We start from the raw sequence: 22,227 nt of genomic DNA on the forward strand, positions 1-22,227 counted from the left end.
TTGAGCGCTACCTTATATTATTACACAATAAAAAGCAGCCCTTTTAGGGTTAATTGTCAATGTTGATCGATTAATTTTTCACCTCAAAATATTAGTATTCAATATGACTTCATATTATGCAAAATATATTTTTTCAGAATTTATATAGCTAGATAATTTCTAAGGATTCGACAGAAAAGATAAAATAAGACAATAATAACGAGAAAACAGCATGAACAATTAACAGGTATTAAAACTGGTCATATTGCAATCTTTAAATACAAAAAAAGAATTAAGAATATTATTAATATACACCAATCACTTGAAAAACAAATCAATATCGATTAATAACCAACAAATCATCTTTACATCCAATAACATTTTTTCTTTTAGCAGGCATTATTGAGTGATATTCCTCGCTATTAGTGACAATAATTGGCGATATAATCTGAATTTTATTCTCTTGAAGAAATTCCAGATCAAAATTAACTAATACCTCACCGGCAACTACTCTCTGCCCTTCTATAATTTGCAAATTAAATCCCGCTCCTTGCAAACCTACCGTTTCAATACCAATATGAATTAATAACTCCACTCCTTGATCGGAAATTAAACCAATAGCATGTCCAGTCGGAGTAATCATTGAAACCTTGCCATTAAAAGGCGATTTAACCACACCTTCGGTAGGAATAATAGCAATACCATCACCAATAATTTTTTCAGAAAAAGTGTCGTCAGGTACTCTTGAGAGAGATTCTATTGTGCCGGTCATCGGAGAACGTAATATGATTTTCTTCTTTTTTGAAAAACGTGGCTTTATTAATACTATAGAATCAACATTAGATTCTAATTTCATTAATAAAGTGGATATAAATGCCACTAAGAAACTACTAAAAATGCCAAGCAAAATAAAAATAAAATTATTGCTATCTTTTTGCATATAAAAAGGTAATGACACCAATCCCGGTACACTAAAAGCAAATATTTTCACAGAGAAAATACCTATAATAGCGCCACCAACGGCTCCACCCATTAATGCAGCATAAAAAGGTTTTCTTAATTTAAGCGTAACGCCATACATTGCAGGTTCAGTTACGCCTAAAAAAGCAGAGAATAAAGATGAATAAGCTAATGATTTCATTTGCCTGTCTTTAATTTTAATTGCGACTGCTAATGTCGCACCAGCTTGTGCAATATTACTCGCAAAACTGATGGGTAATAACATAAAATCGTATCCAAGAGACTTAAAGTTAGCAAAAACACTTGGCAAAAAGGCATAATGCATCCCAGTAATAACTAAAATAGGTATCAATCCACCTAACAATAATCCCGCAAACGGTCCAGCCACGGAAAATAATATTAAAAGCCACTTTTCAATATACAAACCAATTGTATTTCCCAACGGTGCAGCAATAATCAATAAAATAGGTGCAGAAATTAATAAGACCAATAATGGTGTAAATATTATTTTCAATACCGTTGGAATAAACCTATCTACCCATCTATGAATATAACTGAGCAACCAAACCCCTAAAATAATTGGAATGGCAGTATAACTATAATGAATAGCGGGAATAGTAATACCAAATACTCTGAAATATCCACCACCAGAACTGCTCACAAGATCAGATAATGTTGGATAAATTAAAATACACGCTAATGTGGCGGCAATAAATTCATTTGTTTTAAATTTTCTTGCCGCTGAAAAAGCCAAAAGAACAGGCAAAAAATAGAGAGGTGTATCAGAAAGAATATATAATAACTTATACTCATTACTCTGCTCTGAAACCCAATCCATCATATAGAAAAAAATTAATCCGCCTTTAAGTAAACCCGCCCCTACAATTGCAGGCAATATGGGAACAAATATGCCTGAAATGACGTCAAGAATATGACTAATGAAACCCTTTTTTGGACCATAATGATTTCCTTCATTTTCTTTTAACTGCTTAATTATTTCACTAAATATTTCAACAACTCTATTACCAATAATTATTTGCAATTGCCCGCTGTGAAAATGTGCTCCAATAACCCCCTGCATTTTTCTGATCGCAGCAATATCTACTTTACTATCATCTATAATATTAAAACGCAATCTGGTAACACAATGCCAACTTTTATTTATATTTTCTTGTCCGCCAATAAATATAATGATCTCTTTTGCAAAATCTTCATCTCTCATTTTATTCACCACCTCCCAAAAAATCTAAATCACATAAATATACTCATCTAATACCATTAGCGATTGACACTTATTTGACGATCCATTTACTTATCATTCTCTGCCCTTATAACTATCATTAACCACCCGCTCTATATGAATGACTAAATAAATCAATTCATCATCGGGCACTTTCCATTGGTATTTCTCCCTCAGATATTTAATTAGCTTAACTGCACAGTTGTAGCTTTTGAAATACTTTTCTTCTATCAACTCTTGCAGAGAAAAATCCATCTCAATCGCAGAAGAATGCTCATTTTTATTTTGTCTAATCAGGAAATAGCGCAAATGCGTAATAAAACGAGAGTAATTCACCGAGGTTGTATCAAGGTTAACATGAAAATAGTAGTGTATGAGCTTAACCGTTTTATTAATCAAATTCGTTAATTTTAATGTATCTCCCATTGTTTGCCCTTCATATTGAGCATTGACAAAATGCAAGGCAATCAATGAGGCTTCTATCGGCGGTAATGGTTTTTCAATCTGGTCATTAATATAGATAAGCGCCTGTTTACCGACTTCATATTCCAACGGGTAAAGATGAGGGATCTCCCATTGTAAGACATTACCAATCTGATATCCTTTACTCACTCGCTCAAATGCAAAGTTTAAATGCTCTGACAAAGTAATGAGTAATGAATCGTTGAGTGATTTGCCAAGAAGATCTTTCCCTAATGCGATAATTTTCTCGGTTAGCTCTATAACTGAGACTGGAATAGTCGCAATAATTTGATTAATTCTATCGTTCTTTTCAACAGTGAAGACTTTTTCAACATCTTGAATATTCAGCCTATCGCCTTTTTTTCTATTAAAACCTATGCCCTTATCCATTAGAATAACTTCATTATTATTCTCATCAACGGCAAGAACGACATTATTATTTATGAGTTTTACTATCGTTAACAAAAGAGATACCTTACAGGATAAACTATTATATGCACCAATATATGCACCAACCTAAGCCTATAAAATAGGTGAAATATATTTGTGACCTGGTTGTGCCTGAGTCTAATCAGTAACACTCCTGTACACTATATTCATTATGTTACCTTTTAAGCTAAAACATTATTTTTACAAAGTCAACGACACAGCAACATATCCACTTACCCAGGATATTTATGATAAGCATCACATTTTTACCAAAATTACATTTAATAACTTGCAAGTATCGCAAGGAGTAATTAGTTTTTGACCAACTGATATAGGCTTGTTACCGACTTAGTTGCGATTGACGTCGGGCAAAACCTAATCCATCACGCTACAGTTCCCTTATTCCAAGGCGATTGTAGATGGTGGGTTAGGTTTTTTTTTACCTTAAATTTGGCCTTTCGCTGTTTTCAGCGTACTAAAATGAAGGAGAGGTCCAATGAGATACGAAAGTCTGGCTGAGAAAATAGTCAGCACAATAGGTGGGAAAGAGAATATATCTAGCCTAGTCCATTGTGCGACTCGTTTACGATTTAAACTTAAAGATAGCAGCCTGACCAATAGCGAATTACTCAAACAGACTGCGGGAATTATTACCGTAGTAGAGAGTGGTGGGCAATATCAGGTAGTCATCGGTAGCCATGTAGGTGATGTTTACGATGATATTAATCATAAATACTTACAAGATGACGCAGAAGCAGCACAAAATATAACTTCACCACAAGAGATAAAACGAGATAACGCCAGAGGTTTAAAACGCATTCTTGATGTCGCCATTGATATTATTTCCAGTATTTTTACCCCGCTATTAGGTGTATTGGTCGCAGCCGGATTAATTAAAGGCATTCTCGCTTTATCCAACGTATTCAATTGGATGAGCATAGACAGCGGTACCTATAAAATATTATACGCTACCGGTGATGCAATGCTCTATTTCATGCCTATTTTATTAGGGTATACCGCAGGTAAGCGGTTCGGAGGCAACCCTTTTATTACGATGGTTATCGGGGCAGCCTTAACCTATCCAACCATGACCGAGACATTTAAACTTTCACAAATTACACCTGCTATTCACCTCAATTTCCTTGGTGTCCCTATTACTTTCATTAATTACAGCTCAACAGTTGTTCCCATTATTTTATCAGCATGGTTTAGCTGCTTACTGGAAAAGAAGTTTAACAGTTGGTTTCATTCTTCCTTCAAAATGTTTGCCACACCTTTCCTATGTCTATTGATTACGGTTCCTTTGACTTTTCTAGTTATTGGCCCTATAGCAACAGAGCTCAGTGATAGCCTGGCAGCGGGATATCTCTTTTTCTATCAATTAAATCCGGTCATTGCTGGACTTTTGATGGGCGCATTGTGGCAGGTTTGTGTCATTTTCGGTCTGCATTGGGGACTTATCCCAATAATGATCAATAATATGATGACCCAGAAAAGAGATATGCTCTCTCCACTGCTCCAGCCAGCAATATTTGGTCAAGCAGGTGCAACTCTGGGGGTATTTTTACGTACACGCGATAAGAATATGAAAACATTATCAGGTACCGCACTGATATCAAGTCTCTTTGGCATCACTGAGCCATCTATTTATGGTGTCACACTGCCACTAAAACGCCCATTTATTATCGGTTGTATTGGCGGGGCACTTGGCGGGGCAATTGTCGGTTTCTATTCAGGAACAGCATATAACGTTGGCGGCATGGGTATCTTTGCATTTACCTCATTTATTTCTCCCTCCGGCATAGATAGTGCTTTCTGGAGTGTCGTATTAGGTTCGTTAGGTTCATTTGTCTTCTCCTGTATCGCAACCTATTTATTCGGTTTGCCATCAGAAGTAAAAGCTTCACCAATAACATCCCGTACAAAAAATTAATTTAAACTCTGAGAGGAAGAATCATATTAAGAAGATATCTTCCAAGTTTAACGAGCAATTAACAAGAGGAAAATCATGAACAAACAATTTCCAAATAACTTCCTTTGGGGAGGAGCGCTGGCTGCAAATCAAGTTGAAGGTGCCTATCAAATAGATGGCAAAGGGTTATCAACCTCAGATATGCAACCCCGCGGAGTCATTGGTCACAGCATAGAACGCAGTTTGGGTGATTTTCATATTAAGGATATTGGTATCGATTTTTATCATCGTTATCCCGAAGATATTGCGCTATTTGCTGAAATGGGATTTAAATGCCTGAGAACCTCTATCGCCTGGACACGTATATTCCCTGAAGGAGATGAAGAAATACCGAACGAAAATGGTTTAGCTTTTTATGATCGCCTTTTTGACGAAATGATAAAACATAATATTCAACCATTGATTACGCTTTCTCATTTTGAAATGCCTTATGGCTTAGTAAAAAAATATGGTGGTTGGGGAAATCGTGAAACAATTGCGTTTTTTGACCATTATACCAGAACTGTTTTTAAACGTTACCAACATAAAGTAAAATATTGGCTGACATTCAATGAAATTAACATGTCTTTATTCTCTTGTTTTACCGGCGCAGGATTACCAGAAAAAAGTAAAATTCAAGATATTTATCAGGCGCTACATTATCAATTAGTTGCCAGTGCTAAAGCAGTTAAAGCCTGCCATGAAATTATTCCTGATGCAAAAATAGGTAATATGGTGGCAGCGGCACCTTATTATCCATTGACTTGTCACCCTGATGATATATTAGAATCATTGAAAAAGAATCGCGAATGGTTGTTCTTCTTTGATGTACAAGCTCGTGGATATTATCCATCTTATATGTCCCGTCTATTTGAAGAGCAAAATATTACACTTGATATAACAGATGAAGATAAAAAAGCACTCAAAGAAACCGTTGATTTTCTCTCTTTCAGTTACTACATGAGTAGCTGTGCAACGACAAATCCTGAGATTATCAAGACCTCAGGGAATATAATTAATCCGGTGAAAAATCCTTATCTGTCCAGCTCAGAATGGGGATGGCAAATCGATCCCCAAGGCATTCGCTATCTTCTCAATATGCTATATGACCGTTACCAGAAACCCCTGTTTATTGTAGAAAACGGTTTGGGTGCCAGGGATGTTATTCAAGACGATGGCTCTATTATTGATGATTATCGTATTAACTATCTCAACGATCACTTATTTCAGATACGAGAAGCCATTGAAGATGGTGTTCAATTATTAGGATATACCTCATGGGGGCCAATAGATTTGGTCAGCGCCTCTACAGCAGAAATGTCAAAACGATATGGATTTATTTATGTCGATCGTGATGACCAAGGTAATGGGACATTAGAACGGCGACGTAAAAAAAGTTTTAGTTGGTATAAAGAGGTGATAAGCAGTCACGGGAATACGCTTAAATCCCCGGAGGAAAAAAATGAAAATAACCAATAAATTTCGTTTACTCACAGTTCCACTTATTTTGCTTTATAACAATATTACTGTGGCAGCAGAAAATAGCTGTAGCTCGTATGATGCCCTTTTACCGAGAGGACAAGAAACACCTTCGGTTTCATCTGCATGCGATACCGTATTTCCTGAATGGGGCGGCCTTAGAAAAGAAATGGCAGATCGTGGCTTTTATGCAAATTTTCAACTACTCACTAACCTAACCTACGATGTATCAAGAAGCTGGAAAAATACACCTAATCCCAATTATATGGGACAGCGCTTAACTACCGGTAATATGGCGGCTACAGAACTCACTTACGATTTATCACGGATTGGTTTCACTGATAAAGCACAACTGCGTTTAGGTTTAACCTATGCTTATAATAACTTCAAAAATAATGGTCAAGATGGACATCCTTTTGTCTCAGCCTTTTCCATTAACCAACCCTTATTTAATGACCAAGTAATATTAAATTACGGCTATACAACACTACTCTTCAATTTCTATGGATTATTTTTTGGTAGCAGTACAGCCTCATCCGCGTTGGGGCCAACCAGTGTCATGTTGGCCCAAGCTGGCCTCACCATGACCAAACCGAGTCCATCGATAGATATTCGGTTTTTATCGGAAAATAAACGTTGGTATGACCACATTGGTGTTGCCAGAAGTCAAAGCTCAGAAGGTTTAAAGGCAGACTCAAAATATAATACTTACGGTCTGCGCTGGAAACTTCCCAGAGCAGGCACCTTGGTGATCAATGAATTAGGTTATCGTGTTAATACCAATGAAACGGAAAATATGATCTGGCTGCGGGGCGGATCGGTGTTCAATAAAACACCTTATTTTAACTATAATAACTTAGAGTATGAAGATAACACTTACTCTCATTATATAGCGGCGACCCGCCAAATAACCAAACCGGATGCGTCAATGCCTTTCCGTGGCTGGTATATTGACGGCAAAGCCAATTACGCACCAAAGAATCGTAACCTATTTAATGCTGATATTTCGTTATCACTGTTCAGCATCGGGCCATTTAATTCACGTCCAAACGATATGGTCACTTTTGGTCTGGCATACGATAAATTCAGTAACGATGCAAAAGATTACTTCGCCCGCAATGGTCAACTTGCTGAAAGTTATAGTGCAACCGCTTCTGTAGCGTATACCTATCGTGTTTACAACGGAATCTATTGGACTAATAGCTTATCGTATACTCATCACCCATCAGTGACACCGAAAGAGGATGATGCCTATAACTTGCTCACACAAATTACTGTTAGTTTATAATTTTCAATTTAAACAAAAAGTCCTCATTTAAAACGAGGACTTTTCACCCGTAATTTGAGCTTTATTTAGCAATCCAGCTCTATACCCGTTATCTTTCAAGTTGCCTCTTTGTTGGCTGCACTCGCTCACCCCGATCACATAGTTCGCTATGCTCCCGGGGATTCACTTCCTTGCCGTCGCGATGTATCTTGAAATCCACAGGGTATATATGTGGCGACATCGACTATTACTTAGTCAAATCATCAAAGAATTTCTTTACACCATCGAAGAAACTTTTAGAACGTGGGCTATTCGTTTCTTCGCCAGCACCACCGAAAGATTCACCCAATTCGCACAGTAATTCTTTCTGTCTTTCATTCAATTTAACTGGCGTTTCTACCACTACCCGGCACAGTAAATCACCCTGAATGCCACCACGGACAGATTTAACACCTTTGCCTTTCATGCGGAACATTTTACCTGTCTGGGTTTCAGCAGGTATTTTCAATTTCACACGGCCATCGAGGGTTGGTACTTCGATTTCTCCGCCCAGTGCCGCCATTGCAAAGTTAACCGGCACTTCACAATAGAGATTACTTTCTTGACGCTCAAAAATATGGTGCGATTTCACCTGTACCTGAACGTACAGATCACCTGCGGGTGCGCCTTTAGCTCCCGCTTCACCTTCACCACTCAAACGAACGCGGTCACCGGTATCTACACCTGCCGGGATCTTAACAGACAGGGTTTTGTATCTTTCAACTCGCCCATGACCATGACATTTATGGCAAGAATCTTTAATGATCTGACCACGTCCATGACAATGTGGACAAGGTTGCTGAACGGTGAAGAACCCCTGACGCATATGAACCTGACCAGCACCTTGACAGGTTGAGCAGGTTACAGGGCTGGTTCCTGCTTTAGCGCCGCTACCATGACAGGCATCACAGGTTTCCAGTGTCGGGATACGGATCTCTTTGGTCACACCACGAACTGCTTCTTCCAGCGTCAACTCCATGCTGTAACGCAAATCAGCACCGCGGCTTGGACGCTGTTGACGACGACCACCTCCGAAGATATCACCGAAAACGTCACCAAAGATATCACTAAAATCAGCACCGCCGCTAAAACCGCCACCGCCCATGCCGCCTTGTTCAAAAGCAGCATGACCATATTGGTCATAAGCAGCCCGTTTCTGGTCATCCGTCAGAATTTCATAAGCTTCTTTAACTTCTTTGAATTGACTTTCTGCTTCTTTATCACCCTGATTACGATCAGGATGATATTTCATCGCCAGCCGCTTATAGGCTTTTTTAATCTCTTTTTCGCTCGCTGTTTTGGAAACCCCCAAAACTTCGTAATAATCTCTTTTCGCCATCTCTTATTTTACCCTTAACATACGCGCACGGGCGCAGAGTTCCCTCGACGCCCGTGCCGGTTAATCAGCAACAGTTGTCATCATCTAACTGTCACCGCGCCCGCTAAGGGCTATTATTTTTTATCTTTAACTTCTTCGAATTCAGCGTCTACAACGTCGTCATCTTTCTTCGCACTGTCACCAGCGTCTGCGGTTGCACCAGCCTGAGCCTGCTGCTGAGCAATTTCCAACAACTTAGCGGAAGCCTGAACCAAAGCCTGAATTTTCGCTTCAATATCCGCTTTATCTTCGCCTTTCGCTGCGGTTTCTAGCTGAGTGATAGCACTTTCAATCGCAGTTTTATCTTCTGCTGGCAGCTTGTCACCCGCTTCTTCTACTTGCTTACGGGTACCGTGAACCAGTTGATCTGCTTGGTTACGCGTTTGTACCAACTCTTCAAACTTACGATCAGATTCAGCGTTAGCTTCTGCATCACGAACCATCCGTTGAATTTCGTCCTCATTCAGACCGGAAGAGGCCTTGATAGTGATCTGCTGTTCGCGACCAGTGTTTTTGTCTTTAGCAGATACATGCAAAATACCATCAGCATCAATATCAAAAGTCACTTCAATCTGAGGCATACCACGAGGTGCTGCTTGGATACCATCCAAATTGAACTGGCCCAAAGATTTGTTATCACCGGCACGTTTACGCTCACCCTGCAACACATGGATAGTTACCGCAGACTGATTGTCGTCTGCCGTAGAGAACACCTGGCTGTGTTTGGTTGGGATCGTGGTGTTTTTCACAATGAGGGAAGTCATAACGCCACCCATTGTTTCGATACCCAGAGACAGTGGTGTAACATCCAGCAACAAGACATCTTTCACATCACCGGCCAGAACACCGCCCTGTACCGCAGCACCCATTGCTACCGCTTCGTCAGGGTTCACATCTTTACGTGGCTCTTTACCGAAGAAGTCAGCAACCACTTTCTGTACCATTGGCATACGGGTCTGACCGCCCACCAAAATGACATCGTTCACATCAGAAACTGACAGGCCGGCATCTTGCAATGCGACTCGTACAGGCTCCATAGAACGTTTAACCAGCTCTTCTACCAGTGATTCCAGTTTCGCACGGGTCACTTTGATATTCATGTGCTTAGGACCGGTTGCATCTGCGGTGATATATGGCAGGTTCACATCGGTCTGTTGTGCAGAAGAGAGTTCAATTTTTGCTTTTTCCGCTGCTTCTTTCAGACGTTGCATTGCCAATGGGTCGTTACGCAGATCAATGCCCTGATCTTTCTTAAATTCGTCAACCAAGTAGTTGATCATACGGCTGTCGAAGTCTTCACCGCCCAAGTGAGTATCACCGTTGGTTGCCAGCACTTCATATGTTTTTTCACCATCAACTTCATCGATTTCGATAATAGAGATATCGAAAGTACCACCACCAAGGTCATAAACCGCGATAGTACGGTTACCTACTTCTCTGTCCAAGCCATAAGCTAGTGCAGCAGCGGTTGGTTCGTTGATAATACGTTTTACTTCCAGACCTGCGATACGGCCAGCATCTTTGGTTGCTTGACGCTGAGCATCGTTAAAATATGCAGGTACGGTGATTACCGCTTCAGTCACTGGCTCACCCAGATAATCTTCTGCCGTTTTCTTCATTTTCTTCAAAACTTCAGCAGAAACCTGAGGAGGAGCCATCTTCTGGTCTTTCACTTCCAGCCATGCGTCGCCATTATCTGCCGCAATAATTTTGTATGGCATGATAGCTACATCGCGTTGCGCTTCTTCGTCTTGGAAACGACGGCCAATCAGACGCTTAATAGCAAACAACGTATTTTGCGGGTTAGTAACAGCCTGACGTTTAGCCGGTTGACCAACCAGAGTCTCACCATCCTGGGTATAAGCAATGATGGAAGGGGTTGTGCGATCACCTTCGCTGTTTTCCAGCACACGAGCTGTCGTGCCATCCATAATAGCTACACAAGAGTTGGTAGTTCCCAGGTCGATACCAATAATTTTACCCATCTAAACGCCTCCAAAGAAATTCGTAATCAGTCAAGTTGCTAATCAATATGAGGATGACTTTCTGCTTTTCAATGGCACCCATTTTTATGCCTCTACGCGATTCCTCACCCTTGCTTATAACACCGGCTGTATAGGACAGCGATTAGCAACTGCGGTTGATTATAAGATGGGGTCGTTAAAGCTATCATCAAGGGGGGATGCGAAAAAAAAACCTTTTTATTATTTCAAAGATTATTGTTTCATTGCTGACAGATCATTATGATTCGCCTCCTTTGCTATTTATGACTTTTATGATTTTCTTTCAGAGGACTTATGAGCGCGAATCAATTGGCTAATCCCGGCCCCTTAGGGCTAATGGGCTTCGGCATGACAACCATTCTGCTTAATCTGCATAACGCAGGTCTCTTTCCACTGGCATCCGTTATCCTGAGTATGGGCATTTTCTACGGCGGCCTGGCTCAAGTACTGGCAGGGATTTTTGAATATAAGAAAGGCAATACCTTTGCCGCAACGGCTTTCACCTCCTATGGGTTGTTTTGGCTCAGTCTGGTCGGGTTATTATTTCTGCCTAAAATGGGACTGGCAGAAGCCACCAGCAGCCAATATTTAGCGGTATATCTTGGCCTATGGGGTGTGTTTACTCTGTTTATGTTCTTTGGCACCTTCAAGGCTAACCGCGTACTACAGTTTATCTTTGGTGGCCTGACACTGTTGTTCGCTTTGTTAGCGATTGGCAACTTTACCGGAAATACCACTCTTCTGACGATTGCCGGTTATGAAGGGATAATATGTGGTGCCAGCGCATTTTATCTGGCAATGGCGGAAGTGCTGAATGAGCAGTATGGACGCACTATTCTGCCCATTGGCGAGATAAAACCGTAATAAACCGCGGGTTGGAAGAAGGCAAATTTTTTCTCCTCTTCCAGTCCGTTATTTTCAGAGGAAAAGATGGTAGAAAAAGCCGATGATATTTACCCCTGCGCTATTAAAGGTACACGGCAACTTAACCACGAAGCGCCAATGTCCATCAGCACCATAGAAAAACCTGAAACATTGGAAAGGCAGACAAGATTTGTTTTCTTTCCATCCCAAGCAACATTTTGTGTCATTGAAGCGTTCAATAATTCAAAGTAAGCATCTGTCATTTTATTGCCTACAGTGTTTCAACCAGATTTACACCGTCCGAAGCCTGACACACATAAATGGCCTCTTTCAGACCTGTCAACGCAAAATAATGTTGTTCTACCGCAGCCTTAACCACATCAACCAAAGTTTGTGGAACTAAAGCCACCACACAACCCCCAAACCCACCACCAGTCATTCTCACTCCACCCTGTTTACCAATGACTTGTTTCACAATATCAACCAAGGTATCGATTTCAGGTACGGTAATTTCAAAATCATCACACATTGACTGATGTGATTGCGCCATAAGTTCCGCGATTAATGGCATATCACCCTTTGCTAATGCTTTTGCTGCCAAAAGTGTACGTTCATTTTCCGTGATCACATGGCGTGCACGTTTAGCCACTACACTATCCAGCTCAACACGACGTTTTTCAAACTCATCTAATGCCACATCCCGCAAAGCTTTAACCTCAAATAGTGCGGCTGCTTGTTCACATTGAGCCCGACGAACATTATATTCACTGCCAACCAATTCCCGTTTTTTATTTGAATTAATAATCATAACTGCAATATCTTTCGGCATAGATACGGCTTGCGTGGTTAAATGACGACAATCAATTAATAACGCATGATCCTTCTTACCTTGTGCGGAAATCAATTGATCCATAATGCCACAATGACAACCGACAAATTCATTTTCAGCTTGCTGCCCATTTAATGCTATTTCTGTTTGGCTAATGGCTAAGTGGTAAAGGTTTTTAATTGTTTGACCAATAACTGTTTCCAGTGCAGCCGATGAACTTAATCCCGCCCCTTGTGGCACATTACCCACTACCACAATATCTGCCCCGTTAAATATATACCCACGACTGAGCAGACACTTTACAACACCGCGAATATAATTAGCCCACATTTTACTTTCATGAAATATAATAGATTGGCTAATATCAAACTCGTCTAACTGATTATTATAATCAACCGAAACAACACGAATAATATTATCTTCTCGTTTCGCCGCAGCAGCCACGATTTGGTAATTAATAGCACAGGGCAATACAAAGCCGTCATTATAATCCGTGTGCTCTCCAATCAAATTAACCCGACCCGGTGCCTGAATAATATGTGTCGGCGTATAATGAAATACTAAATCAAAAACATTTTTAACGCGATTAATTAAAGTTTCCATCACATTACTCTCAAATATGGTATCAACCACTCGATAATGAGCATTGCTGCTCTTTATAATGTACATCGCTCACAGCACGCAAAAGCTGAGCAGCTTGCTCTGCCGTTAAATCACGTTGTGTTTCAGCAAACATTTCATAGCCCACCATAAATTTTCGCACAGTAGCCGATCGCAATAATGGCGGATAGAAAAGTGCATGCAGTTGCCAATGTTCAATATCGCTGCCTTGTGCAAAAAACGGCGCAAAATGCCAACCCATTGAATAAGGAAAAGAGCTATGAAATAAGTTGTCATAACGACTGGTAAGCTTTTTAAGCGCAACCGCCAAATCATCGCGTTGTTCACCCGTTAATTCATTCATACGACGAACATGAACTTTAGGTAATAACATGGTTTCATAGGGCCATGCAGCCCAATAAGGCACAACCACCAACCAATGGGTTGTATCGACCACCACCCGTTCACCATCAGCTAATTCAGCCTGAACATAATCCATCAGTAAATTGGAACCTTGTTCTTGGTAATAGTTACGTAACTGTTTATCTTTACGTTCAATTTCGTTTGGCAGAAAACTATTTGCCCAAATTTGTCCATGTGGATGAGGCTGAGAACATCCCATTACTTCACCCTTATTTTCAAAAATTTGAACCCAAAGATATTCTTTACCCAGTATTTCAATATGCTCATTCCAGGTATCAATTACCTGACGAATATGTTTAACCGGCAATTCAGGCAATGTCTTACTGTGATCAGGAGAAAAACAGATCACGCGACTTAATCCTCGTACTCCTTGTATTTTAAATAACGGGTGAGACGATTGGAGCACATCAGGTGAATCGGGCATTAAAGCCGAAAAATCATTATTAAAAACAAAGGTTCCTTGATAAGCAGGATTTTTATCACCGGAAATACGTGTATTTGATGGGCAAAGAAAACATTGCTCATCATAGTTAAGAATATTATCTATCAATGGCTGCTCATCTTGCCCACACCACGGCCGCTTCACTCGATGAGGAGAGACTAAAACCCATTGCCCGGTTAGCGGATTGTAACGACGATGGGGATGTTCAACAGGATTGAATGCAATTTTGGGCATAGCAGTCTCTACTTTTTATATACCCGTCATCTTTCAAGTTGCCTCTTTGTTGGCGGCACTCACTCACCCCGGTCACATAGTTCTCTATGCTCCCGGGGATTCGCTCCCTTGCCGTCGCGATGCATCTTGAAATCCATTGGGTATATTTTTCAACACCGATTGTGAAAATCTTTATTAATACTTGGGCTGGACACAGTTTAACAACGGACATTAACACTAATCTGAGATACCAATCACGCAAATGTAAACGGTTACACAAAAAGTTTAAATATAAACCTAAAATACAGATAAGGTGTTCAACTTTAACATATTCTGCAAACATGAGTTAAAAGTCACAGTAAATTTACTTAATCTATTAATTAAAACAAATTATTAAGAATTAAGATAAGTTACAAATAGGATATTTAATAACAATTTTGTGATTCTGATTACATCTCCACCAAATGGTAACGTTTACAAGTTTGGCCCGATGTTATTCAAGTCTTCTTCCTGATATTAGGTGGATTGCTCACAACATTTATCGCTATCAGTTATATTGGCGGTAGTGACGGCATGATGGCCGGATTTGCAAAAATGGCTGATGCGGCACCGGGGCACTTTGAAATGATTTTGGATAAAAGTAACCCTGAATTCATAAACTTGCCTGGTATTGCTGTAATGATTGGCGGTTTATGGGTCGCAAACCTCTATTATTGGGGCTTCAACCAATACATTATTCAGCGTACTCTTGCCGCAAAATCAATTCAGGAAGCACAGAAAGGAATTGTTTTCGCCGCCTTTCTGAAACTCATTTTGCCTTTCCTGGTTGTTGTGCCGGGCATTGCCACTTACGTGATCACAACATCCCCTGAATTAATGGCCGGTTTAGGTAATATTGCACTGCACAACATGCCTGATGCAACGCACGCAGATAAAGCTTATCCGTGGTTAACGCAATTTCTACCAGTCGGTTTTAAAGGTATCCTTAACCCGAAAAACTCAGCCTCGCTGATTGATTTAGCAAGAACCTTATCTTCCTGAGCCAAAACCTCAACCGGTAGATGATGATAGGTGGCGGATAAAAGTTTGATTTTTTGATTCTCTAATCAACCCATTGCTTAACGACAAGCACTTTTCGGTCTAAAAGCCGCGACTACCTTATCATTGGTTTCCACATATGGGCCATCCAGCAATTGGATACAATATGGCACGCTGGCAAAAATGCCGGATACCAGAACGTTGCCGTTTTCGTCTTTCAAACCTTCCAGCGTTTCTGCAATTGCTTTTGGTTGCCCCGGTAAGTTCAGGATCAGCGCCTGTTTGCGAATAACACCAACCTGACGGGATAAAATTGCCGTTGGAACAAATTGCAAACTAATCTGACGCATCTGTTCGCCATAGCCCGGCATTTCACGATCTGCAACCGCTAATGTGGCATCAGGAGTCATATCTCGGCGTGCCGGACCCGTTCCACCAGTGGTCAAAACCAGATGACAGCCGATTTCATCCACCAGCTCACATAAGGTTTGTTCAATGATGATCTGCTCATCCGGGATCAGACGAGCCTCTATCTGAAAAGGGGTGGTAATCGCACTTTTCAGCCACTCGGACAATGCCGGAATCCCTTTGTCCTGATAAACCCCACTCGATGCACGATCAGAGACGGATATCAAGCCAATGCGCAATTCATTCATACAAACCTCAATTAACTGATGGCAAAAAGGCGGCTAATTATGCCGCCTTTAACACTAAAAGAATAGCTTATAACCTACTATTACAGCAGATCAGCGATCATCTTCTCAAGTTTACCCTGATCGATAGCAAATTTACGGATACCATCCGCCAGTTTTTCTGTTGCCATTGCATCTTGATGATGTTCCCAATAGAACTGAGCTTCATTCAATGGCTCTGGACGCACTTTAATTTCACCGGTATAACTCAGTTTACGTTCAACTTCACCCTGAGCTTCCGATAGCTCTTTCAACAACGCAGGGGCAATAGTCAAACGGTCACAACCCGCTAATTCCAAAATCTCACCAGCGTTACGGAAACTTGCTCCCATAACCACAGTGCTATAGCCATGTTGTTTATAGTATTGGTAGATTTCAGTCACAGAAATGACGCCGGGATCTTCATGTGGAGCAAACTCTTTCTGATCGCTGTTCGCTTTATACCAGTCAAGGATACGACCAACGAATGGCGAAATCAGATATACACCCGCCTCCGCACAAGCACGCGCCTGAGCAAAAGAGAACAGTAGTGTCAGGTTGCAGTTAATCCCTTCTTTTTCTAGCTGTTCAGCCGCGCGGATACCCTGCCAGGTTGAAGCCAATTTGATCAGAATCCGATCATTGCTGATACCTGCCTCGTTATACAACTTAATCAGGCGTTTAGCTTTAGCAACACTGCGTTCAGTGTCATAAGACAAACGAGCATCAACTTCTGTCGAAATACGGCCGGGGATCAGTTTGAGAATTTCCAAGCCAATATTTACCGCCAGTTTATCACTGGCATCCACAATCTGCTGCTCGCGGGAATCGCTCTGTTCACGCGCCCACGCAATTGCTTCATCAATTAATTTACGGTATTCAGGAATCTGTGCAGCGTTAAGGATCAGAGATGGGTTAGTTGTCGCATCTTGTGGCTGATAAAGTTTCATCGCCGCAATATCCCCGGTATCTGCCACTACTGTTGTCAGTTTACGCAGGGAGGTTAGTTTATCGGTCATTTTGTCATATCTCATCGTTATGCGTGAAATTGTGGCATTGTTTCTGAGCCATCCGTTGATAATAACATGGTCAGATCTTGCTGCAAGGCGGTAAAAACAATTGAGGATGTTTGGTTGATTTACAAACGTTTTCGATAGCAAATCCTTTAAACTTTAGAGCATCATTACAGACCCCCGCTAGCAAAGTCTCTTGGTTTGAGGATCTCATCACAGAGATAAAAATTCAGTAAATTGAAACCATTGCCAATAATTTCCTTTAAAATAAACTACTTTAATGTGAGTTTATTCTCAACGTCAGCACTTATTTTCTTTGCAACAACAATTGAACTTAAAGAACACATTGCAAAAAAGACAAATAAAACACTACTTCCTAGCAAAGGGATTAACCATATTATTATAATACCAAAGGCTGATTGGTAACTTCTTGAAATTGCATCCGAAGACGATATTATTCTCGCAAAATATTTTTCTGGAGTTAGCTCTTGCCCTGATGTATAGAGAGAGATTCTTAAAAAAGAAAGTCCGATAAAAATAAGCACGGTCCCCAGAGTATAGTATAACAGGACAATTTTTGATAAAGGCATAGCCCAAAGGATACTCCCAATTGCAATCAATAGAGAACCAAGAAAGAAAGATTTTTTTATTCTACTTATAGTAAAATAGCGACCAGATAAATAAGACCCAAATAACATTGAAACAGAAGCTAAAAAGGAAAAATAAGCAATCAAATCAGAAAAAGAAAACGAATATGGCCCACTAAATAAAGAGGAAATTGTTGTATAGTTAGAAGTCACTATATAGGTCGAAATTACTTGATATGACACCATTGCAGTTAAAATACTTATCCTGAATAATAATATATTTCTCTGCGTATTATTCTTGATAATATATTCTAACCCACCATATTTCATAGAAATATCTTTTTCCTTTACTTTAGTTCCCCAATCGCCGATAAAAAAGAGAAATATAATTGATAAAATAAAACACATTGATTCAATAAAAAATAAGGGGCGTATTGAAATCATATTTATCAAAAAACCAGCTATCAATGGAGAAGATATAGAGAGCAATCCATAATAGAATTGTTGCTTTGATATAAAAGCCACTCTTTCTTCTGAGCTAACAAATGCTTGGTATGCTACTGACCTTATTGATATATTCAAACCTGAAAAAAATGATAGAAGAAAAGATATGAAAAACAATAAATATATATTATTGACAAATACAGCAAGAAATATTGTTACTACCCGAAATAAATCCGAAGAAATACAAATAGCCCTCATATTAAACCGAGCAGTTAGCCCACCAATAACCACAAAAACTAATATACTCGCCATTAATCTCACAGATACCATTAAAGATGTATCTATCTCCGACTTGGTAATTGAATATACAAGTGAAAGAAGCGCTATTTCACTTATTCCTGTACCAAAGATAGATATTATATCAGAGGATAATAGCTTATTTTTATTCTCCATATCTTATCCCACTTATATTATAATTATCCAATCGATTTCATTAATGGTATTTCCCCGACTTCAATAAAATAAGAAAACAGTAATATTGTACACTCTCTTACTTTTAAAATAATTACACTATTACAATCCAAGAAAAATCGATCAAACTCACAAAAATTAATATTTTAATAAGCCAAAAAACTTTATTTAAATTTATATATAAATTTAAATAAAAATATACCATCATAAATCATTAAAATATTTTTAATATTAAAAGCAATATCGACCAATAAAATGAAGTACAAAATTATCAGCTTGTTACCCGACAGATATCACGTACACAGTTTCCGCTATCGTCGTTATTAATTCTTTATTATCCTATCTTTTGTTAAAGTAACTTCATCTGAACAACCGGAACGATATTATGCTTATTACTATTTCACCTGCAAAAACCCTTGATTATGAAAGCCCTCTTGCCACGGAAAAATATAGTCAGCCAGTATTACTCAACCAATCAGAGCAGTTAATCAGTATTTGTCGCGAACTGGCACCCGCCCAAATTGCGAGTTTGATGGGTATCAGCGATAAACTTGCCGGCCTGAATGCAGCCCGTTTTGGCGAATGGCATGCTGATTTCACACCAGAAAATGCCCGTCAAGCTATCCTGGCATTTAAAGGTGATGTTTATACCGGTATGCAAGCTGAATCTTTCTCCGATAAGGATTTTGATTTTGCTCAGAATCATCTGAGGATTTTATCTGGCCTTTACGGTGTACTTCGTCCGTTAGATCTGATGCAACCTTACCGGTTGGAAATGGGGATCAAACTGGAAAATAAACGCGGTAAAGATCTCTATGCTTTCTGGGGGGATTTGATCACGGAAAAGCTCAATGAGGCGCTGGAACAACAAGGTGATAATGTGTTGGTTAATTTGGCTTCCGATGAATATTTCAAATCCGTGAATACGAAAAAGTTAGCCGGTAAAATTATTAAACCTGTATTTCTCGATGAGAAAAACGGTAAGTATAAAATCATTAGTTTTTATGCGAAAAAAGCCCGCGGGCTGATGAGCCGGTTTATTATTCAGAACCAATTAACGCAAACTGACCGTCTGGTGGAGTTTAATCTGGATGGCTATGCCTTTGATGAATCGTTATCCAAAGGGAATGAGCTGGTATTTAAGCGCCCAGAACAATATTAAGAGCTTATTATCAATAATAAACGCCGCATGATCTGTGCGGCGCCCACTTTTATAATGACTTGGGTGCTCTTTCCATCAAGAAATATCGCAACCTAGCAAAATCTGCCGGCAAGTAATGGGACTGCAACTCCAGATCAGCCCGTTCAGCCAAAGCTTTGGGCAATGGTAATTCCTCACCCAGAATCTGCTCCACTCTCTCTTTAAATTTCGCTGGATGAGCTGTACCAAGAAATAACCCGTATTCATCTTCTTGTAATTGATCACGCAGAACACGATAAGCAACCGCTGCATGAGGTTCAGAGATATAACCCAGTTTAGCCAGTTCTTTAATTGTCTCTTCAGTTACCTCATCACTGACTACACCATATCCCAATTCGTTCAACGGCCAGGATTTACGATAGAACAGTTCTTCAATCCGGGGCCAATTGTTTGGCTGGCTCACATCCATTGCGTTGGAAAGCGTGGCAACGGTCTGATGAGGCAACCATTTTCCATCCTCTAGATAACGTGGAACTGTATCGTTAACATTAGTGGCAGCGATAAAGCGTTTTACCGGCAATCCCATCGATTTTGCCAATAAACCCGCGGTCAAATCACCAAAATTCCCACTCGGTACAGAGATAACCAGTTGTTCACGCTTATCTTCTGGTAGCTGAGCAATTGCTTCAAAGTAGTAGCAAATTTGCGCCAACAAGCGGCTGATGTTAATTGAGTTGGCTGAATTGAGATACAAAGCCTGTTTCAACTCCTGATCATCAAACGCCTGTTTAACCAACGCCTGACAATCATCGAAATCGCCATCAATCGCCACCGTGTGAATATTACCGTCCAATGTACAGAATAGTTTCTCCTGTAACGGACTGATCTTGCCTCGCGGATAGAGGATTACCACCTGTACATTATTCAGCCCATAAAAGGCGTGCGCTACTGCTGCCCCCGTATCGCCGGAAGTCGCAGTCAGGATAGTTACTGGCTGCTCACCGGCAACTTGTGCCAACATTTGCGCCATAAAACGGCCGCCAAAATCCTTAAATGCCAGCGTCGGGCCGTGAAATAATTCCAGCGTTGCAACATCATTTTCCACATCGGTCACAGGAACCGGAAAAGTAAAAGCATGCTTAACTCGTGTCGCCAGTTGTTCTGGCGGAATTTCCTCGCCAATAAACGCGGAGAGAATGCGACCGCTGCGGGTGACAAAATCCAGTTTCAACAGTTGGTCAATTTCTTCACGACTAAATTCGGGTAAATCTTGCGGGAAGAAAAGCCCTTGCTGTTTGCCTAACCCCTGTTTGACTGCTTGTGCAAAACTCACCTGCTCGCGGTTGTCTTTCAAGTTATACAGTTTCATTAGTTACCCTATTTGTCGTGCGCCTGCGAGATCCAGACGGCAAATGTGTACAAAACCTTCATCATTCTGAACATAATGCTGTTGCAGCCACTCAGCTATTTCCTCTGCGGTCGCCATATCATTACAAATGGAGAACAATGTCGGGCCAGAACCAGAAATACCACACGCCAATGCCCCTACCCGTTTTGCTGTTTCACGCGCATTAGCAAAACCCGGTAACAGTTGAGTACGATACGGTTCAGCAACCACATCTTTCATCAATCTGGCTGCCAGCGCTGGTTGCCGTGTATGACAAGCATGAATAAACCCGGCAAGGAAACGTCCATGATCGATAACATCCTGCTTCGAATAGTTCACAGGTAAAATTGCTCTGGCTTCTGCGGTAGAAACTTTAATGCCCGGATAGGCCATCACCCATAACCACTCATCAAACGTAGGTACTGGCTGACAGATAACATCTCCTTGTTCCATAATCAGTTGCAAACCGCCGAGATAACATGGAGCGACATTATCATAGTGAATACTGCCGGAAATACGTCCTTCCAGTTGCCCCATCATTGCCAGTAATTGGCTTTCATAAAATGGGAGACCTGCAAACTCGTTCAGTGCCATCAAACCTGCAACAACAGAACAAGCACTGGAGCCAAGGCCAGAACCAATTGGCATATTTTTTTCCAGCGTCATTTCCACTGGTAATTGTTTGCCCAAACGCTGGCAGAATAATTGCCAGCATTGATAAACAATGTTGTGCTCCAGTTTCTCAGGTAACTTCCCTACAAACTGCCCTTCATTACGCAAACTGAAACTCTTCGCTGCCCGGACAGTAACGCAGTCACCTAATAAAGCACCATTAACTGGAGAGACCGCCGCTCCCAGTACATCAAACCCAACACTGACATTGCCAATAGATGCAGGCGCATAGACTTTAATCACAA

General features: G+C 40.4%; 18 protein-coding genes. 6 read left to right on the top strand and 12 right to left on the bottom strand.

Going from position 1 to position 22,227, the window contains the following annotated elements; all coding sequences use genetic code 11:
* Positions 1-313: 313 nt before the first annotated feature.
* Together ACGF5R_RS01720 and ACGF5R_RS01725 are read right to left on the bottom strand one after the other, a co-directional pair.
* Positions 314-2,161, bottom strand: a complete 1,848-nt coding sequence (locus ACGF5R_RS01720; RefSeq protein WP_387689430.1) for a beta-glucoside-specific PTS transporter subunit IIABC — start codon at positions 2,159-2,161, stop codon at positions 314-316.
* Between the two features lie 93 nt (positions 2,162-2,254).
* A complete protein-coding gene (locus tag ACGF5R_RS01725) occupies positions 2,255-3,106 on the bottom strand; it encodes a PRD domain-containing protein (RefSeq protein WP_387689433.1) in 852 nt (283 codons plus the stop codon).
* Positions 3,107-3,566: 460 nt separating this feature from the next.
* Here ACGF5R_RS01725 and ACGF5R_RS01730 point away from each other — a divergent pair, with 460 nt between their 5' ends.
* The 3 genes from ACGF5R_RS01730 (at position 3,567) to ACGF5R_RS01740 (ending at position 7,788) form a co-directional block, all read left to right on the top strand.
* Positions 3,567-5,003 (top strand): PTS transporter subunit EIIC, encoded by a 1,437-nt coding sequence (locus ACGF5R_RS01730; protein ID WP_112876436.1) that lies wholly within the window; start codon positions 3,567-3,569, stop codon positions 5,001-5,003.
* A gap of 75 nt (positions 5,004-5,078) precedes the next feature.
* Positions 5,079-6,500 (top strand): glycoside hydrolase family 1 protein, encoded by a 1,422-nt coding sequence (locus tag ACGF5R_RS01735; RefSeq protein WP_387689436.1) that lies wholly within the window; start codon positions 5,079-5,081, stop codon positions 6,498-6,500.
* Positions 6,484-7,788, top strand: coding sequence for a carbohydrate porin (locus ACGF5R_RS01740; protein WP_262980975.1), 1,305 nt, complete (start codon positions 6,484-6,486; stop codon positions 7,786-7,788). Before ACGF5R_RS01735 ends, ACGF5R_RS01740 begins: the two co-directional genes overlap by 17 nt.
* A gap of 226 nt (positions 7,789-8,014) precedes the next feature.
* On the opposite strand, the gene dnaJ is transcribed toward ACGF5R_RS01740, so the two are convergent.
* Both dnaJ and dnaK read right to left on the bottom strand, forming a co-directional pair.
* Positions 8,015-9,145 carry a molecular chaperone DnaJ gene (gene dnaJ / locus ACGF5R_RS01745; RefSeq protein WP_112876433.1) on the bottom strand — a complete coding sequence of 377 codons (1,131 nt, stop codon included), beginning with the start codon at positions 9,143-9,145 and terminating at the stop codon, positions 8,015-8,017.
* 113 nt (positions 9,146-9,258) lie between these two features.
* Positions 9,259-11,169 (bottom strand): molecular chaperone DnaK, encoded by a 1,911-nt coding sequence (gene dnaK / locus ACGF5R_RS01750; protein ID WP_112876432.1) that lies wholly within the window; start codon positions 11,167-11,169, stop codon positions 9,259-9,261.
* Positions 11,170-11,481: 312 nt separating this feature from the next.
* On the opposite strand from dnaK, the gene satP reads away from it, so the two are divergent.
* Positions 11,482-12,051, top strand: coding sequence for an acetate uptake transporter (gene satP / locus ACGF5R_RS01755; protein ID WP_112876431.1), 570 nt, complete (start codon positions 11,482-11,484; stop codon positions 12,049-12,051).
* An 89-nt stretch (positions 12,052-12,140) separates the two neighbouring features.
* On the opposite strand, the gene ACGF5R_RS01760 is transcribed toward satP, so the two are convergent.
* The 3 genes from ACGF5R_RS01760 to ACGF5R_RS01770 are packed head-to-tail and all read right to left on the bottom strand — an operon-like array spanning position 12,141 to position 14,579.
* The gene (locus ACGF5R_RS01760; protein ID WP_192880978.1) at positions 12,141-12,314 is read right to left on the bottom strand and encodes a hypothetical protein; all 174 of its coding nucleotides are present in this window, start codon (positions 12,312-12,314) and stop codon (positions 12,141-12,143) included.
* Between the two features lie 8 nt (positions 12,315-12,322).
* Positions 12,323-13,483, bottom strand: coding sequence for a galactokinase (galK, locus tag ACGF5R_RS01765; RefSeq protein ID WP_387689439.1), 1,161 nt, complete (start codon positions 13,481-13,483; stop codon positions 12,323-12,325).
* Positions 13,484-13,505: 22 nt separating this feature from the next.
* Positions 13,506-14,579, bottom strand: coding sequence for a UDP-glucose--hexose-1-phosphate uridylyltransferase (locus tag ACGF5R_RS01770; RefSeq protein ID WP_112876430.1), 1,074 nt, complete (start codon positions 14,577-14,579; stop codon positions 13,506-13,508).
* Between the two features lie 504 nt (positions 14,580-15,083).
* On the opposite strand from ACGF5R_RS01770, the gene ACGF5R_RS01775 reads away from it, so the two are divergent.
* Positions 15,084-15,599, top strand: coding sequence for a hypothetical protein (locus ACGF5R_RS01775; protein ID WP_387689442.1), 516 nt, complete (start codon positions 15,084-15,086; stop codon positions 15,597-15,599).
* A gap of 77 nt (positions 15,600-15,676) precedes the next feature.
* Here ACGF5R_RS01775 and mog read toward each other — a convergent pair whose 3' ends face one another.
* The 3 genes from mog to ACGF5R_RS01790 all read right to left on the bottom strand — a co-directional run bounded on the left by mog (position 15,677) and on the right by ACGF5R_RS01790 (position 18,764).
* Positions 15,677-16,252 (bottom strand): molybdopterin adenylyltransferase, encoded by a 576-nt coding sequence (mog, locus tag ACGF5R_RS01780; RefSeq protein WP_387689445.1) that lies wholly within the window; start codon positions 16,250-16,252, stop codon positions 15,677-15,679.
* An 80-nt stretch (positions 16,253-16,332) separates the two neighbouring features.
* A complete protein-coding gene (gene tal / locus ACGF5R_RS01785) occupies positions 16,333-17,286 on the bottom strand; it encodes a transaldolase (protein WP_387689448.1) in 954 nt (317 codons plus the stop codon).
* Positions 17,287-17,552: 266 nt separating this feature from the next.
* Entirely contained in the window at positions 17,553-18,764 is a 1,212-nt protein-coding gene (locus ACGF5R_RS01790; RefSeq protein ID WP_112876425.1) for an MFS transporter, read from the bottom strand.
* Positions 18,765-19,167: 403 nt separating this feature from the next.
* Between ACGF5R_RS01790 and yaaA the strand changes: the two genes are divergently transcribed.
* Entirely contained in the window at positions 19,168-19,944 is a 777-nt protein-coding gene (gene yaaA, locus ACGF5R_RS01795) for a peroxide stress protein YaaA (RefSeq protein WP_387689451.1), read from the top strand.
* A gap of 49 nt (positions 19,945-19,993) precedes the next feature.
* Here yaaA and thrC read toward each other — a convergent pair whose 3' ends face one another.
* Together thrC and thrB are read right to left on the bottom strand one after the other, a co-directional pair.
* Positions 19,994-21,292 carry a threonine synthase gene (gene thrC / locus ACGF5R_RS01800; protein WP_387689454.1) on the bottom strand — a complete coding sequence of 433 codons (1,299 nt, stop codon included), beginning with the start codon at positions 21,290-21,292 and terminating at the stop codon, positions 19,994-19,996.
* Between the two features lie 3 nt (positions 21,293-21,295).
* Positions 21,296-22,225, bottom strand: a complete 930-nt coding sequence (thrB, locus tag ACGF5R_RS01805; RefSeq protein ID WP_112876421.1) for a homoserine kinase — start codon at positions 22,223-22,225, stop codon at positions 21,296-21,298.
* Between the last annotated feature and the right edge of the window lie 2 nt (positions 22,226-22,227).

Origin of the sequence: Photorhabdus sp. RM71S (assembly GCF_042879355.1) — a bacterium.
GTDB classification, from domain to species: domain Bacteria; phylum Pseudomonadota; class Gammaproteobacteria; order Enterobacterales; family Enterobacteriaceae; genus Photorhabdus; species Photorhabdus kayaii.